13 protein-coding genes and 1 pseudogene are annotated in these 14,041 nt (G+C 65.4%); 8 read left to right on the top strand and 6 right to left on the bottom strand.

The annotated features are described in order from the left end of the window. Window positions 1–80 precede the first annotated feature (80 nt). Window positions 81–950: an NAD(P)-binding domain-containing protein gene (locus ABZ942_RS35000; protein WP_357389714.1), complete on the bottom strand. Its 870-nt coding sequence runs from the start codon at window positions 948–950 to the stop codon at window positions 81–83. Window positions 951–1,096: 146 nt separating this feature from the next. Here ABZ942_RS35000 and ABZ942_RS34995 point away from each other — a divergent pair, with 146 nt between their 5' ends. The 5 genes from ABZ942_RS34995 to ABZ942_RS34975 all read left to right on the top strand — a co-directional run bounded on the left by ABZ942_RS34995 (window position 1,097) and on the right by ABZ942_RS34975 (window position 6,751). Continuing rightward, window positions 1,097–1,456, top strand: a complete 360-nt coding sequence (locus ABZ942_RS34995; protein WP_357389713.1) for a helix-turn-helix domain-containing protein — start codon at window positions 1,097–1,099, stop codon at window positions 1,454–1,456. A 780-nt stretch (window positions 1,457–2,236) separates the two neighbouring features. After that, window positions 2,237–3,514: an extracellular solute-binding protein gene (locus tag ABZ942_RS34990; RefSeq protein WP_357389711.1), complete on the top strand. Its 1,278-nt coding sequence runs from the start codon at window positions 2,237–2,239 to the stop codon at window positions 3,512–3,514. A 6-nt stretch (window positions 3,515–3,520) separates the two neighbouring features. After that, window positions 3,521–4,474 (top strand): sugar ABC transporter permease, encoded by a 954-nt coding sequence (locus tag ABZ942_RS34985; protein WP_357389709.1) that lies wholly within the window; start codon window positions 3,521–3,523, stop codon window positions 4,472–4,474. Next, window positions 4,465–5,334 (top strand): carbohydrate ABC transporter permease, encoded by an 870-nt coding sequence (locus ABZ942_RS34980; RefSeq protein WP_357389707.1) that lies wholly within the window; start codon window positions 4,465–4,467, stop codon window positions 5,332–5,334. The genes ABZ942_RS34985 and ABZ942_RS34980 overlap by 10 nt, the downstream gene beginning before the upstream one ends. 40 nt (window positions 5,335–5,374) lie before the next feature. Further along, window positions 5,375–6,751, top strand: coding sequence for a beta-N-acetylhexosaminidase (locus tag ABZ942_RS34975; protein ID WP_357389705.1), 1,377 nt, complete (start codon window positions 5,375–5,377; stop codon window positions 6,749–6,751). A 1-nt stretch (window position 6,752) separates the two neighbouring features. On the opposite strand, the gene ABZ942_RS34970 is transcribed toward ABZ942_RS34975, so the two are convergent. The 4 genes and pseudogenes from ABZ942_RS34970 to ABZ942_RS34955 form a co-directional block, all read right to left on the bottom strand. Further along, on the bottom strand, window positions 6,753–7,643 hold the full coding sequence (locus ABZ942_RS34970) for an aminoglycoside phosphotransferase family protein (protein WP_357389703.1): 891 nt from the start codon (window positions 7,641–7,643) through the stop codon (window positions 6,753–6,755). Between the two features lie 8 nt (window positions 7,644–7,651). Further along, window positions 7,652–8,131: pseudogene (locus tag ABZ942_RS34965) on the bottom strand (GrpB family protein); the annotation flags it as partial. Window positions 8,132–8,369: 238 nt separating this feature from the next. Further along, window positions 8,370–9,026 (bottom strand): DUF4360 domain-containing protein, encoded by a 657-nt coding sequence (locus ABZ942_RS34960; protein WP_357389701.1) that lies wholly within the window; start codon window positions 9,024–9,026, stop codon window positions 8,370–8,372. A gap of 181 nt (window positions 9,027–9,207) precedes the next feature. Then, complete coding sequence (locus ABZ942_RS34955) at window positions 9,208–10,089, bottom strand: phosphotransferase (RefSeq protein ID WP_357389699.1); 882 nt, start codon at window positions 10,087–10,089, stop codon at window positions 9,208–9,210. Window positions 10,090–10,196: 107 nt separating this feature from the next. Here ABZ942_RS34955 and ABZ942_RS34950 point away from each other — a divergent pair, with 107 nt between their 5' ends. The 3 genes from ABZ942_RS34950 (at window position 10,197) to ABZ942_RS34940 (ending at window position 13,126) form a co-directional block, all read left to right on the top strand. After that, window positions 10,197–10,475: a hypothetical protein gene (locus ABZ942_RS34950; RefSeq protein ID WP_357389697.1), complete on the top strand. Its 279-nt coding sequence runs from the start codon at window positions 10,197–10,199 to the stop codon at window positions 10,473–10,475. Further along, a complete protein-coding gene (locus ABZ942_RS34945) occupies window positions 10,475–10,807 on the top strand; it encodes a hypothetical protein (protein WP_357389695.1) in 333 nt (110 codons plus the stop codon). Before ABZ942_RS34950 ends, ABZ942_RS34945 begins: the two co-directional genes overlap by 1 nt. Before the next feature lie 1,287 nt (window positions 10,808–12,094). Continuing rightward, complete coding sequence (locus ABZ942_RS34940) at window positions 12,095–13,126, top strand: alpha/beta fold hydrolase (protein ID WP_357389693.1); 1,032 nt, start codon at window positions 12,095–12,097, stop codon at window positions 13,124–13,126. 3 nt (window positions 13,127–13,129) lie between these two features. Here the strand turns inward: ABZ942_RS34940 and ABZ942_RS34935 are convergent, their stop codons facing one another. Further along, a complete protein-coding gene (locus tag ABZ942_RS34935; protein ID WP_357389691.1) occupies window positions 13,130–13,948 on the bottom strand; it encodes an alpha/beta hydrolase in 819 nt (272 codons plus the stop codon). Window positions 13,949–14,041: the final 93 nt, after the last annotated feature.

Raw genomic sequence — 14,041 nt, 5'->3', positions numbered from 1 at the left:
GTTGTGCGCCCGGCCAGGCGGGGTCGGCACTCGCTCGCGCCGGAAACCGTTGTGCGGCACCGGCGCGAGCCGGTGGTAGGTCAGACCAATTCCTCGACGGTTCGAGCGAACTCCTGGGCACCGTGACCATCGGCGACCTGGCGGTCGATAAGGTTCTTGATCGGGGCGACGAAGTCGACGGTGACCCCGGCGTCGCGGGTGGCGCGGTTGATGGCGTCGAGGGCGGCTTTGTGGAAGGCGAGGGATTGGATGGGTTGGCTGTAGTCGCCGCTATCGATGATCTGGCCGTAGGCGGGGAGCATCTGCGCCATGGCGGTGACCCACGGCGTGGCACGCTCGGCGAAGGCGCCGGCCGAGACGCCTACCGAGCGCATCATGGCCGCGCCGTGCATGAAGCCACTGAACATGGCGTACATGTTGGCGAGCAGCGCGAAGTCGTAGGTTGCGGCGAGTCCGGCGTCGTCGCCGAAATACTCTGCTGCCGCGAGCAATTCGAGGGTGGCGCGGTGTGCTTCGAACACCGCGCCCGAACCGCTGTACAGGATGGACGCGCCGGGCTGCCCGATCATCGACGGAACCGCCATGATGCCGCCGTCGAGGTAGTCGATGCCGTGCCGGGCCGCCCAGGTGGCGAGTTCGCGGGCCTCATCGGGGGCGGTGCTGGTCAGGTTGATGACCTGTCTGCCGGATAGTTCGCCGGCGACCGGGTCGAGGATGGCGTGCACGGAGGTGTGGTCGAACAGGACGACGATGATCGGTCCGCCCGCCTGGACGGCGTCGACGACCGACAAAGCACCGACGGCTCCGGCGACGACGAGGTCCGCGTCCTTGCCTGGCGTGCGGTTCCATACTGTCGTGGGGTGGCCACCCTTCAACAGGGTCGCGGCCAGTGCCTGGCCCATCGCGCCGAGTCCGAGGACAGTCACGGGGGTGTTCGTTGTTTCCGCCATTGCGGGGTCAACTCCTTGGAAAGTTCGTGAACGGGGTGGTCAGCGCGCTGAAACCAAGGTTGCTCGTTGCTCCCGAAAGCGACAAGTACCTACTATTTGGTCCGGTACTTACTAATTAGTGTGTGAGCAGGTAGCGAGGTCGGGCGATGGGCGAAAAGAGATCCGGACCATATTTCTGCGGCATCGACGCGGCGATGGATGTGGTCGGCGGAAAGTGGAAGGCGCTGATTCTGTGGGAGCTGGAGGCGCATGGCATCCGCCGGTTCGGGGAGCTCCGCCGCGGCCTGCCGGGCGTCTCGGAGAAGATGCTGATCCAGCAGCTACGTGAGCTGGAGGAGGACGGGATCGTGGCGCGCGAGGTCTATCGCGAGGTGCCGCCGCGTGTCGAATACCAGCTCACCGAATTGGGCGCCGCGCTCAATCGCGCGCTGGAGCCGCTCGGCGCTTGGGGTCGGGACCGGATCGATCGGATCGGCGCGGACCGCGTCCACCCGATTACCGCCTGACGCTTATTCGCGACCTGGCGCGGGCTGATCGATTGGCGCAGAAGGCCTTCCGCCGACGGTAGTGGTGGGCGGCGTCGAGATGAAGGGCAACGTCCGCACCTGCTGATTGGTCGCGGGCATCGGGGGCTCGTTCGTGGGCATCAGGAACAGAGCGAGGACCACGAGCAGTAAGGCTGCCAACCCGCCGAGGATCGGTCGGCAGTAAACGCGCACATGGAATGATCGGCGCCCGTGTTCGATTCGTTACCTCGAACGGCAGCACACCTGCCAACCAGTGCATCGGCGACGTCGGTCGGACCTGGATCAACTCAGGTTTCGGATCGCCACTCCCCTTCTGACACAAGCGGATTCGAATGTCGCGCTGATGTCGGGGTGGGCTTTCCGATGTTCGGCTCCAGAAACAACTCGTCGTCGGCCACGGGTACCCGCCGCGGCTCAGCGAGGGGGAACTAGTGCTGTTGGCCCTCGCGATATCCCAGCACCAGTTCCCCGTGATCATTCGCCCAGATCCGGAACTGTCGCGCGGCCCGACCAGCTGTGGCGCGCGGCCCCCAGCCGCCGTTGCCGCGGCAGACTGCACGTCCAATCCGCCCGAGAAGTCCGCCCATGACCTCACACACCCTCCTGCGACCCGCATCACATTTGCCTATTGAATGTGACCCCCGCTTGATGCTAAACATTGTGGCACGCAACGCAATACACGTTGCATTATATGCAACGAGCAATGAATGGGAACCGAAAATCTTGATGCTGCACCGTGAATTCCGGCCAGGCGGGGCCGTGCGACGCGCACTGACACTCGGAGCCGCACTGTTCCTGCTCGCCGGGTGCGCGCCGGTGCAGTCCGGTCCGGCCGGATCGGGTGCCGATGAGAAGACCGGCACCGTCCGGGTCTGGCTTTTCGACGAGGCGACGCGCGCACCGAAGGAAGCAGTGATCAACGAGGCGATCGCGGAGTTCGAGGCGACCCGGCCGAATGTCGACGTCGACGTGCAGTGGGTGCCGGTCGCCGGACGAGCGGAGAAGTTCGCAGGCGCTTTCAACGATCCGGCCAGCGCCCCTGATCTCGCCGAGTTCGGCAATACCGACCTCGCCGGCTACGCCGTCACCGGCGCGTTCGCCGACCTGGGCGCCGATCTCGCGTCCTGGCCGGAGGGTAAGGACATCGATCCGTCGGTCCTGGAAACCGCGAAGTCCGGCGGCAAGATCTACGGGCTGCCCTGGTACACGGGCATCCGCGCGCTGTACTACCGCACCGACGTCTTCACCGAACTCGGTCTCCGGCCGCCGGCCACCCTGGCCGAACTCACCGACACCGCCCGCCGCATTCGCGCGAAAAAGCCTGACCTGTACGGGATTTCGGTCGGCGGCAAATACACCTACGCGATGCTGCCGTACCTCTGGGCGCACGGCGGCGAGATAGCCGAGAACGACGGCACGATGTGGAACGCCACGGTCAACTCCGACCGGGCCAAGGCGGGGATCACCCGCTACGCCGAGCTGATCCACGACGACATCTGCCCACCCGCGCAGTGCGCCGACTTCACTGGAACCCAGAGCGTGCAGGCCTTCGCGGGTGGCAAGGCCGCGATGACCATCGGTGGCGACTTCAGCCGCAAGGCCATGGATCAGGGTGCGTCCAAGGACAAATACGCGGTGATCCCGCTGCCCGGCACCGAAACAGGCTCGGTCGCACCGGCCTTCGCCGGCGGCAATCTGCTCGGCGTCTTCCGCGCCGGCCAGCATCGCGGCCTCGCCGTCGACTTCGTCGAATTGCTCGGCAGCGCAAAGTATCAGGAGAAGATGTACCAGGCGATGGGGAACCTGCCGACGCTGACCAGTGTGCAGCACAAGCTCGCCGCGAACGACCCGTTCCTCGCCCCGTTCGTCCAATCGCTCAAAGCCGGTACGAGGTTCGTGCCGAGCACACCGGCCTGGTCGAAGATCGACAGCCAGAACCTGCTGCCGACCGCGGTGCAGCAGATCGCCACCGGAGCCAAGGATCCCTCGGCGGCGTTGAACGCGGCGGCCGCCGCGATGAACAAGGCATTCAGGTAGGCGCACATGGCAATTCAAGAACTGTCGAGAACAACTCCGCGCGTCTCGCCGAAACCTCGTCGCCTGAGCCGGGACACGGTCACCGCGTGGTGCTACCTCGCTCCGGCGGGCATCCTGCTCGCCGCCGTGCTGATCTATCCGATCTATCAGATCGTAGTGATCTCGTTCTATGACTACGGCCAGGCGCAAGCCACCGGTGCCGCGCCGTTGGAGTTCATCGGCCTCGGCAACTACCGAGAGCTCTTGTCGGACAGCCAGTTCTGGATCGTGCTCGCCAACACCTTCGTGTTCGGCGCGGTCTGTGTGATCGGCGGTCTGGTGGTCGGCACAGCGCTGGCGGTTCTCGCGACACGGGTTCGCGCGGTACCGCGAATGCTGCTGTTCCTCGCCGCGCTCGGTGCGTGGGCGACTCCCGCGATGGCCGGGTCGTATGTCTGGCTGTTCCTGTTCGACGCCGATTTCGGCATCGCCAACGAGGCGCTGTCCGGCCTCGGACTCCGTTCGATGGACGGGCACTCGTGGACCTTCGGCACGCTCAGCGCGTTCGGAGTGGTTGCCGCCGAGGTGATCTGGTGCTCGTTCCCGTTCGTCATGGTGACCATGTACGCGGGCATCAAGGCGATCCCCGAGGAGGTGCTGGAGGCCGCGGCACTGGACGGGGCATCGACGTGGCGCTCGGCCCGCTCGGTGATCCTGCCGATGCTCCGGCCGCTGCTGCTGATCGCGACGATCCAGTCGATCATCTGGGATTTCAAGATATTCACCCAGATCTACGTGATGACCAATGGCGGCGGTGTCGCCGGGCGCAACCTGGTGCTCAATGTCTACGCCTACCAAAAGGCCTTCGCCGGGCAGGAATACGGGCTCGGCTCCGCGATCGGAGTCCTGATGACGCTGTTGCTGTTGTCGATCACCGGGCTCTACGTCCGGTCCCAGCGCAGGAGCACGCCATGGCAGTGAAACCCCTGCTGCGCACGCCGCGTAAGCCCGGACGCCTTGTCGCCGAAGCGGTTACCGTGGTGATCGCCGGATTCGTCGCCTTCCCGTTGTACTGGATGGTGCTCTCGGCGCTCAAGCCGCCGGGCGAGATCCAGTCGGCCGATCCGAAACCGTGGACCTTGGCGCCCAGCCTGGACAGTTTCACCCGGGTGCTCTCGATGGACGGTTTCGGCCGGTTCTTCCTCAACAGCTTGCTCATCGCCGTTGTGGTCGTGGTCTTTTCGCTGCTGTTGTCGTTCCTGTCCGCGGTGGCGCTCACCCGCTTCCGGTTCCGTGGCCGAACCGTGCTGCTGGTGATGATCCTGGTGGCGCAGATGGTTCCCGTTGAGGCGCTGACGATTCCGCTGTTCTTCCTGATGCGCTCGATCGGCGGCACCGTGCCGGCGTTGGGGCTCAACGAGCTCGGCTCGATCATGCTGGTGGATCTGGTGTTCAGCCTGCCGCTGGCCATCTGGCTGCTGCGCGGGTTCGTCGCGGCGGTGCCGGTCGAGTTGGAGGAGGCGGCGAAACTCGATGGGGCGAGCCGTCTTCGGTTCGCGTGGCAGATCCTGCTGCCGCTGGTGGCGCCCGGGCTGGTGTCGGTCAGCGTGCTGTCGTTCATCCACGCATGGAACGACTTCCTGTTCGCGAAGACGTTCATCATCTCCAAGACCGAGAATCAGACGCTGCCGCAGGCGATCCTGGTGTTCTTCAAACCGGAGGACACCGACTGGGGCGCGGTGATGGCGGCCTCGACCTTGATGACCATTCCGGCGCTCGTGCTGTTCGTGCTCGTGCAGCGCAAGCTCGTCTCCGGCCTCGGCGGCGCGGTGAAAGGCTGACATGCCAGGTTTCGAAACACTCCTCCCCCGACCTGTCTCGGTGACCCCACGGTCCGGAGTTTGCGCATGGCCCACGGAAGTCGACACACATATCGACTCGGACCTGCCACCCGAGGGATACCGGCTGGAGATCACCCCCGCAGGTATCACGCTCACTGCCGCGGATCAGGCCGGGCGGACCCACGCCCAGCAGACGCTGCGCCAGCTCGCCGGACCGGATGCGTTCCGCGCCGCGGCGATCGGCACACGGGAACTCACCATCCCGTGCGGTGTCATCGAAGACCATCCGCGATTCCGTTGGCGCGGTTGCCTACTCGACGTGGCACGCAACTTCCGCACCAAAGCGGAGGTACTGCGGTTCATCGATCTCCTGTCAGCGCACAAACTCAACGTGCTGCACCTGCACCTGACCGACGACCAGGGCTGGCGCATCGAGGTCCCCGCCTTCCCGAAGCTGACCGAAATCTCCTCGTGGCGAACGGGATCGATGGTCGGTCGCCATGACGGCCCAGAACGCGACGGCCGCCCACACGGCGGCTTCTACACCACCGACGACCTCCGCGAGATCGTCGCGTACGCGGCCGAGCGATCTATCACCGTGGTGCCGGAGATCGATGTACCCGGCCATGCCCGCGCCGCAATCGCCGCCTACCCCGAGCTCGGCCCCGAACCCGAAAGCCCTTGGGAGGTATGGACGTCCTGGGGCGTCAGCACCTCACTACTCAAACCCACACCGGACACGCTCGACTTCCTCCGCCAAGTCTTCGACCACGTGCTGACCATATTCCCGTCACCGGTCATCGGCGTCGGCGGCGACGAGGTTCCCGGCGCGACACCAGCGCACGGCCGCCTGGTCGCCGACCTGGCAACATATCTGGCCACCCAGGGCCGCCGAGCCTTCGGGTGGGACGAGGTCCTCGACACCGATGCCCTACCGCCCATGGTGATCGGCGCATGGCGCGATCAGGCCGCCGCCACCCGTGCGGCAACGGCAGGTCACGACGTCGTGCTGTGCCCAGAGGATCACTTCTACTTGGACCACCGTCAATCCGACCACCCCGACGAACCGATCCCGGTCGGCTACCTACGCACCCTCGAAGACGTGTACCGCTACCAGCCCACCCTCGACGACCCACACGTCATCGGCATCCAAGCCCAATTGTGGAGCGAACACTTCGATTCCGTGCGCCGAGTCGACTACGCCGCCTTCCCCCGCCTATGCGCGGTCGCCGAACTCGCCTGGAGCCCACCAACTCACGACTACACCGAGTTCCTCCCCCGCCTACGCGACCACCATCTCCCCCGCCTGGACGCACTGGGCGTCGAATACCGCCCCCTCGACGGCCCGCACCCCTGGCAAACCCGCCCCGATGTCCCCGCAACCGCCCATCGCCCGAACCAACTGCCGGTGGGCTGATCTAGCAGTCCGCCAGCACACGCTCGAGCGCCACCCGGCCCGCACGTCCCCAGGTCGGCTGGCCACCGGGCAGCCCCCGGTCCCACGCCTGGCCGATACTGATGAGCGAAGCCGCGTGCAATACGGCCCACCCTCGCGCTCGCCGGACCATTGCCGTGTCCCCGATCGCGTAGGTGTCGAAGAACCGCGCGGCACCGCCGGAGGGCAACAATAGCCACGCGGCCGCAAGATCGTTTGCCGGATCGCCGGCACAGAGTTCGCCGAAGTCGATAACGCCCGCGAGCGTCCCGCCCGAGACGACGACGTTCGCCGGATGCAGGTCACCATGCAACCACACCGGCGGCCCGGCCCACGCGGGAGCGGAAATGGCTGCCTCCCATACACGTTGGACGTCGGCGACGATGCCGCCCGGAACAAAAGCTTGCAACTTCGAACCGGCATCGTGCGCGAATGTCTCGAGCGCAACGCCGCGGCCCGGATTGGCCGGGGCCTCGTCGGGCGCCTCCTGATGGAGCGCTCTGAGGAAGCCCGCCAAAGCATCAGCAGCGTGCTCGACGCGGCTGATCGCCACGCGGTCGGCCGGCTCGCCGGGAACCCAGCGCGCAATCGTCCATGGCCGCGGGAAACTTGGCGACGCTTCGCCGAACCGAAGGGGCGTCGGGACCGGCAGCGGAAGGCGCTCGGCCAGCGTGGGCAGCCACCGCCGCTCCTTGGCCAACAACCCAGGGGCGCGGGGCGTGCGTGGCATCCGGACCCCCAATTCCGCACCGAGACGCCACATTTGGTTGTCCCAACCGGCAGCAACGCGCTGCAGGCCCAGTCCGGAAAGGTCGGGGTGCTGCTCACTCAGGAGCGATCGCACCAGGGCTTCATCGATCTCGACATCGTCCACGTTCGCCCTCAATCCCCTGGCATCCGGCCGATGGACTGTGCCCACGCCTCCGCCCGCGCGGTGATCTCGATGATCAACGGCCCCTTGGCATCTGCGTAGGCGTTCATATCGGACCAGTCGCGCTGCGCAAGTCGCTGTTTCAACTGCCCGTAGGCCGCGCGGTCTCGCGCGTCGTGCCGAAGCCAATCGCGAAACAGTAGATGGCGGCGTTCCCACTCGCTGCCGACAGTGCAGATGTGTAGGTGCACATCACGTTCCGGGGTTCGCACCATCCGATGCCCCGGCTCACGCACCCGAAGTCGATAACCGGCAGCGAGCAGCGGTTCGAGGAACGCGTCCTCATCCTCGACATCGGGCACACTGAGGTCGATATCGATGATCGGCTTGGCCGCAAGCCCCGGCACCGAAGTCGAGCCGATGTGGTCGATCCGGCGCGCGGCGGCGCCGAGCGCGGCGGCGATCCTGCCGCGCTCCTCGGCGAAGCGGTTCGGCCAGCGGGGCGGTAGTCGACGAGGCGGATCTCCGGCTTCTCGATGCCGCCGATCAGCTCCATCCGATCATGCATACCGCCATCCTCGCGCGTCGACCGTGCACCATGCCACTCGAACAGACTGCGACGACCGCTATCCGAAGGTACTGCGGATAGCGGTCGAATTCGCGTCGGTGTGGTGACCGCCTACCGATCACCGTGCCGATTCGGGAAATGTCGCTGTCAGGCGTATTTCACTAAGGGCACTGCTTCCAGGCGAAGTGGTAGGTGGTGGTGATGCTTCCGTCGGTGGAATCCATCGTGATGAAGCTGGTGGTCGTCTTCGGATCCGATGTGCCGGCGTCGACGCGCAGCTGGGTATTGATATTGAAATTGCGGAATTCGCCGCACGGCTGGTAGACGATCGCGCCGACCTCGGTGGAGTCGGTATTCTGCCAATCATCACCGAAAGGCCCCTTGAGGGTATGGTCGACATAGTCGGTCGGCGAATTGCCCTGGAAGTAGTACCTGGCCCTTTCCAAGGAGGTCGCACCCTTCGCCAACGATGCGAAGCCACGGTAATCCGCCGAGGCGATGCCGTAGGTGAAGCCCTGCGGGACATGCACTTTCAGGTTGATCTGGCAGTTCATCCGGAAATCGGTCGGACCGGCTCCGACACCCACCTTGGCGGTGTACTGACTGTAGGTGACCGTGAAGGCCTCGTTGTCGGGCGAGACGGCTACGGCCGCGGTTCCGGCCGGACAACCGGTGCCATTGACGCTCGCGACGTCGATGACAATCTTGTCCGGCGGTATGGGGCCGTTCCAATCGGGCAGCGCGGACGCCTGCGAACCGGCCATCGGAATAGCAAGCGCGAATACGGCAGCGCCGAGAGTGACTGATTTCTTGTACATGGGATGCCTCACAACGGGCGGGGATCGGACAGGTCTCACTGTAAGACGTCTATACCCACCCGAAGCTCCCCAACAGAAGTGGGGAAAACCCGGAAATTACTCGGCCCCTACATAATTGGCGGTCGGTTTCCCGGACGTCCGCTTAACCGTTGAATGTTGGAGTTTTATAGTGTCTGCCGATTCAGGGCCGGAGGAGGCGGAACGTGTCCATCCGCTGTCGATGGTACTCGAGATCGTCCTCGTCGTGCTGGACGCCGCGGCCGACGGCGATGCCGAAATACACTGCCTCCCTGCGCAATCGATGGCGCATCAGCTGGGCGAGCGCAACATCGTCGAGCTGCCCCGCCGTGCCGCCCGCAGCATGGTAGTCGTCGACGAATCGGCGCGCGACGGCCAGATCACTCCCCAGTACATCGGCGAATTCCAATGCGGCGGAAGCTAGTTCGAGTTCCGGCGGTCCGATCAACGCCTCGTCCCAGTCGAGCACGGCGATGACATGCCCATCGCGGGCCAAAAGGTTGCCCTCGTAATAGTCACCGTGTAACGGCTGCGCACGAGCAGTCCTGCCGAACTCGGCAAGCCAACGATCCAACTCGGGATCGGGTAACTCAGCGGACGGCGCACCGTCGAGCCCGATCTCCAGGAACGACCGCTTGGGCCGCGCCGCCGGCCGATAGTCGGCCAGGGCTCGGTGCACCCGCGCCAGCAGCCCGGCCGCCTCGGTCACCTGCACCGGATCCTCGCCGCTGGCCCACTGCCCCTCGATCAGCGGCCACACGGTAATCGGACGGCCCGCCACCACCTCGACCGTCGACCCATTCGCCCGCGGCAACGGTGCCACCGCCTCGCGCACACCGCGAGCAGCCGCAACCGCAATACCGTTGCACCACTCGACCTCGACGGGGTCGCGATCCACCGCCCCGATCCGCACCACGACCTCGCCGACGCGGTACGCAGCGGACTCCTCACCGCCGTACAACCGCTCACCGTCACCCTTGTATCCCCACTCGGCCGCCACAGCAGCGCGAATATCCTCGGTCAGCGGGACGTCGACATAGATCACGCATCCACTTCTACCAGCGCGGCCTACTCGGCCGCCGCCGCCCCGAGCTGGACGCGCGCTGACCCACCTCTAGCCACCAGGCGTAATACGCGCGTATTATGGCTGGTGTGGGTTTCGAGTGGCCTGATTGGGCGTTGGACATGCTCATCGGGATCTCTCCGAACGAGGTGATGCAGGTGCTGACCAAGCAGCGACGATGGCCACGGCGTGGCCGGGGCACTGCGGGCATGGAGATGCTGACGATCTGGGGCCGGACGGCCGCGGGTCGGCCGTTGATCGTCGGCCTGCGCCAGGCCGAACCCTGGCAATGGCAGATCGTCGCCGCCCGACCGATGAGCCCGGAGCAGGTAACCGAGTTCGAAAAGTGGGAACAGGAGAACCAGTGATGGGCGACAACAACTTCCCCGCCACCCCCCAGGGGGTGGACGAGTTGATGGACAGCCTCGTCTTCGACGACGCACCGGTGCGCGAGGCCGACGTGCCGCCGCCGATGGCGCCCGGCGAGGACATCATGGTGGTGCGATCCCTGCGCATACCCCTCGACATGGACCAATCCATCAAGGCCGAAGCCCAGGCCCGCGGCATCACCATGAGCGAACTCATCCGCGACTGGCTCGCCGTCGAGCTCGCGGCCCTAGCCGACGACCAACCCATCTCCCGCGCCGATGCCTTGCGGGCGCTCGCCGGGGTACGCCCGATTCACCACCGCGCCAGCTGAATTCTCTACCCGACGGCATACCCTTGCCCCCGCGCTAGCGGCAGAATCTACACTCCCACTCAAGACTTGCCTTGGAATAGGGCCCGAGTGCCAGTGCAGATCCCGAGTGCCAGTGCAGATCCCCACCGACCGCAGACATCAAACGCCGCCCAGCGCCCACCTCCGCCAAGCTCAACGAGACGCCGCCGCCCCCGCCGCGCACGAATTGCCCGCCGCGTTCGAGATTGCCTGCTGCGCTCAAAATTGCCCGCCGCGCCCAATTTCGCTCCCCGCGAACGAGATTGCTAGCAATACCGCACGCGGCTGCACAATTCACGCGCGGCGCCCCCCGTCCGACCACTCGAAGGCACGCCCACTGACAACGTCGCTCTTGTCCAAAGCGCCTGGGACGCAAGCACGGCCAGACAACCACGCTGAAACCGCCTTGCCCTATGCCCAAAGCGCTTGGAACGCAACCACAGCCAGATGACCACCTCCGGAACGCGACATCGCGCGCCTGACCGTTAACTAAAGCCGGGTACGGCAGGCGACGCGCCCAGCACTGCTTCACAGGAAAACGTGGACAGGTCTTCAGCTCACTGGACTGTCCACCTCTGGAGTCCTAAGCAGCACTTGCCCGGATAGGTCCACCTTCACAGGGTCTCTGGGTGTACTGGTTCGAGGTGGTGTGCTGAGAGATTCTCCGGTGGTGCGCTGTTCCAGGGGTTTTCGACTGGTTCATCGGATGACCGGAGTAGTGCTGGGCGCGCCAGGTGGGGTCCCCGACCTTAGTTATCGGTCAGGTGCGCGATGTCACGTTCCGGAGGTGGTCACCTGGCTGTGGTGCTGTTCTCGAGCGCTTTCGAAGCAGCGAGTCTGTCGCGCGGACATTTTCGGGACCGCAGAGTGTCCGATGTGCACCCTTTGTTCTGGCCGAGCATCCTTTCGGTAAACCGCTCACCCGGTGTAGCGGGTGAGCGGGTCACAGAAACGGTGCTCAGTTTCCGCAGAGGGGGCTGGACAGAGGGCGGGGTCGCAGTTCTGGGCAATGGTTTGCGTTCGACAGTGCTGAACTGGTGAAACGTTGTGTGAACTGTGGGTGAGGACCGAGTCGACGGCGGGTGGTGATTCGCACGTCGACCGGCTGTGCGTTCTCCGGGGTCGGCAGCGATGACCTCGGCGTGAAAGTGGTCACGGCTAATTCCTAGCGAATTGCCTCTACTCTTCCCTCAACTGGTCGTACGACCAGTTTCTATTCCAGCTCCACACGTCTGTGCTCGAAGCACACCTCTTCCTAGGAATCAGCAAATGAGAAGCATCCTCCGTTCGTCGCGCACGATCGCGGCGATCATGGCAGCCGCGATTGTCGGATTAGGGCTCAATGCCGCGGTGGCCGTTGGGGATCCGGGTCCGGTCTCGGAAACGCACTCCGCCGACACCGTCGGGTACGGCCCGGTGCTGACCGACGAGGCCGCGGCCTTCGCCTATGGACTCGTCAATCCGGACGTCGCACCGCAGGGGTCGAACAACTGGGCGTGTAAGCCCGATGACGCCCACCCGCGACCGGTCGTCCTGGTGCACGGGACCTGGGCCAGCGCCTTCGGCGCCTACTCCTACATGTCCCCGCAACTCGCCAAGGCGGGCTACTGCGTCTTCACCTTCAACTACGGCCGCGCCAACGTCGCGGGCGCCGGGCTCAACCTGCCCACGATCGGCGCCACCGGCTACATCGAGGATTCCGCGAAGCAACTCGCCGTCTTCGTCGATCGGGTGCTCGCCGCCACCGGCACGGGACAGGTCGACATGATCGGGCACTCGCAGGGCGGCGTAGTGGCACGCCAGTACCTGAAGTTCGAGGGCGGCGCGAACGCCGACGATCCGGCGGCGAACAAGGTGAAAAAGCTCATCACCTACGGCGCGACCAACCACGGCACCACGCTCAGCGGCCTGGGCAGCCTGCTCGGTGTCTTCAAAGACACGATGGGACTTGACCTTTCGACCCCGACCGAGGCCCTCATCGGCCACGCGGGCATCCAGCAACTCATCGGATCGCCGGTGCTCACCAAGCTCAACGAGGGCGGCGACACGATGTCCGGCGTCGAGTACACCATCGTCGCCGACCGCTACGACGAGGTGTCCAGCCCGTTCACCCGCACCTACCTCACCGCGGGCCCGGGCGCGACGGTCGACGACGTGCTCCTGCAGGACGGCTGCGTGCAAGACATCTCCGACCACAACTCGATGCTCTACTCGCCCCGCGCGGTCTCCCTCGCGCTGCGCGCGCTCAACCCGGCCACCCACCCCGCGCCGGTCTGCTCGATGAATCCGTGGCTGCTCTGAGCCTCAGGCAACCCGGCCGAGCCAGTTTCTGATCTCGTCGGTCAACGGAATCGGGGCGTCGTAATGCATCAGATGTCCCGATTCCGCGACCAACCGGAGCGTCGCGCCCGGGATGAGATCGGTCAGTTTGTGTCCTAGGGCGGCGGGGATCCACGTGTCCTCGCTGCCCCACAGCACTCGGACCGGGAGGGCGATCTCGCCGAGTCGCCGCTCGTTCTCCTGTAGAAAACGTTCGTCGTAGTCGGCGATCTGGTGATAGAAAGCCAGCTGCCCGTCCTCCCCTGTCCACGGGGCAACCAACGCTTCGAGGTCGTCCGCGCGCAGACCGCGATGACTCGCGCCCTGGACGTAGGCCCGCACGATCGCGGCGTGGATGTAGGCGGGAAGTTGTCCGAGCAGATCAGGATTCTCCTGTACGAACCGGAAGAACGGTGACCCGCTCGGCGGGATCGCCACCACGTCGATGAGCATCAGTGACCGATACGGCACGCCCTCGACCAGATGCGTACGCAACGACACCGCGCCACCGAAGTCGTGCGCGATGACGTGCGGGCGGTCGAGCTGCCAGTGGTCGAGCAACGCGGCGAATGCCGAGGCCTGGCTGCCGAAATCGACCGCATCCTCAGGCCGCTTCGATGATCGGCCGTATCCGGGCATGTCCCATACATAAACGGTGAAGTCGCCGCTCAAAGCCTCGGCAAAGGGGTACCACAGCACCGATGAGAACGGGGTGCCGTGGCAGAGCACTACGGCAGGTCCGTGCCCGACGCTCCCCCACGCGATCCGCCGACCCTGCCATTCGAAACGTTCCGAGAGGTCCATACGTCAGCGCTACCCGGATCATCGCCACGAAAAACGGCAGTAGCAGCCCCCATTTCTGGCGGGATCTTCACTAGGGTTGGGTGGCGCACCTGG

This window comes from Nocardia sp. NPDC046473, assembly GCF_040645995.1.
Lineage (GTDB): Bacteria > Actinomycetota > Actinomycetes > Mycobacteriales > Mycobacteriaceae > Nocardia.
The sequence above is the reverse complement of the archived record's forward strand: the minus strand, read 5'-3'. Positions and strand labels throughout refer to the sequence as shown.

Excerpts from the sequence above, each read along its gene's own strand:
- ABZ942_RS34995 (WP_357389713.1), top strand. The coding sequence starts at position 1,097 with ATGGGCGAAAAGAGATCCGGACCATATTTCTGCGGCATCGACGCGGCG.
- ABZ942_RS34980 (WP_357389707.1), top strand. The coding sequence starts at position 4,465 with ATGGCAGTGAAACCCCTGCTGCGCACGCCGCGTAAGCCCGGACGCCTT.
- ABZ942_RS34985 (WP_357389709.1), top strand. The coding sequence starts at position 3,521 with ATGGCAATTCAAGAACTGTCGAGAACAACTCCGCGCGTCTCGCCGAAA.
- ABZ942_RS34935 (WP_357389691.1), bottom strand. The coding sequence starts at position 13,948 with ATGGACCTCTCGGAACGTTTCGAATGGCAGGGTCGGCGGATCGCGTGG.
- ABZ942_RS34960 (WP_357389701.1), bottom strand. The coding sequence starts at position 9,026 with ATGTACAAGAAATCAGTCACTCTCGGCGCTGCCGTATTCGCGCTTGCT.
- ABZ942_RS34940 (WP_357389693.1), top strand. The coding sequence starts at position 12,095 with ATGAGAAGCATCCTCCGTTCGTCGCGCACGATCGCGGCGATCATGGCA.
- ABZ942_RS35000 (WP_357389714.1), bottom strand. The coding sequence starts at position 950 with ATGGCGGAAACAACGAACACCCCCGTGACTGTCCTCGGACTCGGCGCG.
- ABZ942_RS34945 (WP_357389695.1), top strand. The coding sequence starts at position 10,475 with ATGGGCGACAACAACTTCCCCGCCACCCCCCAGGGGGTGGACGAGTTG.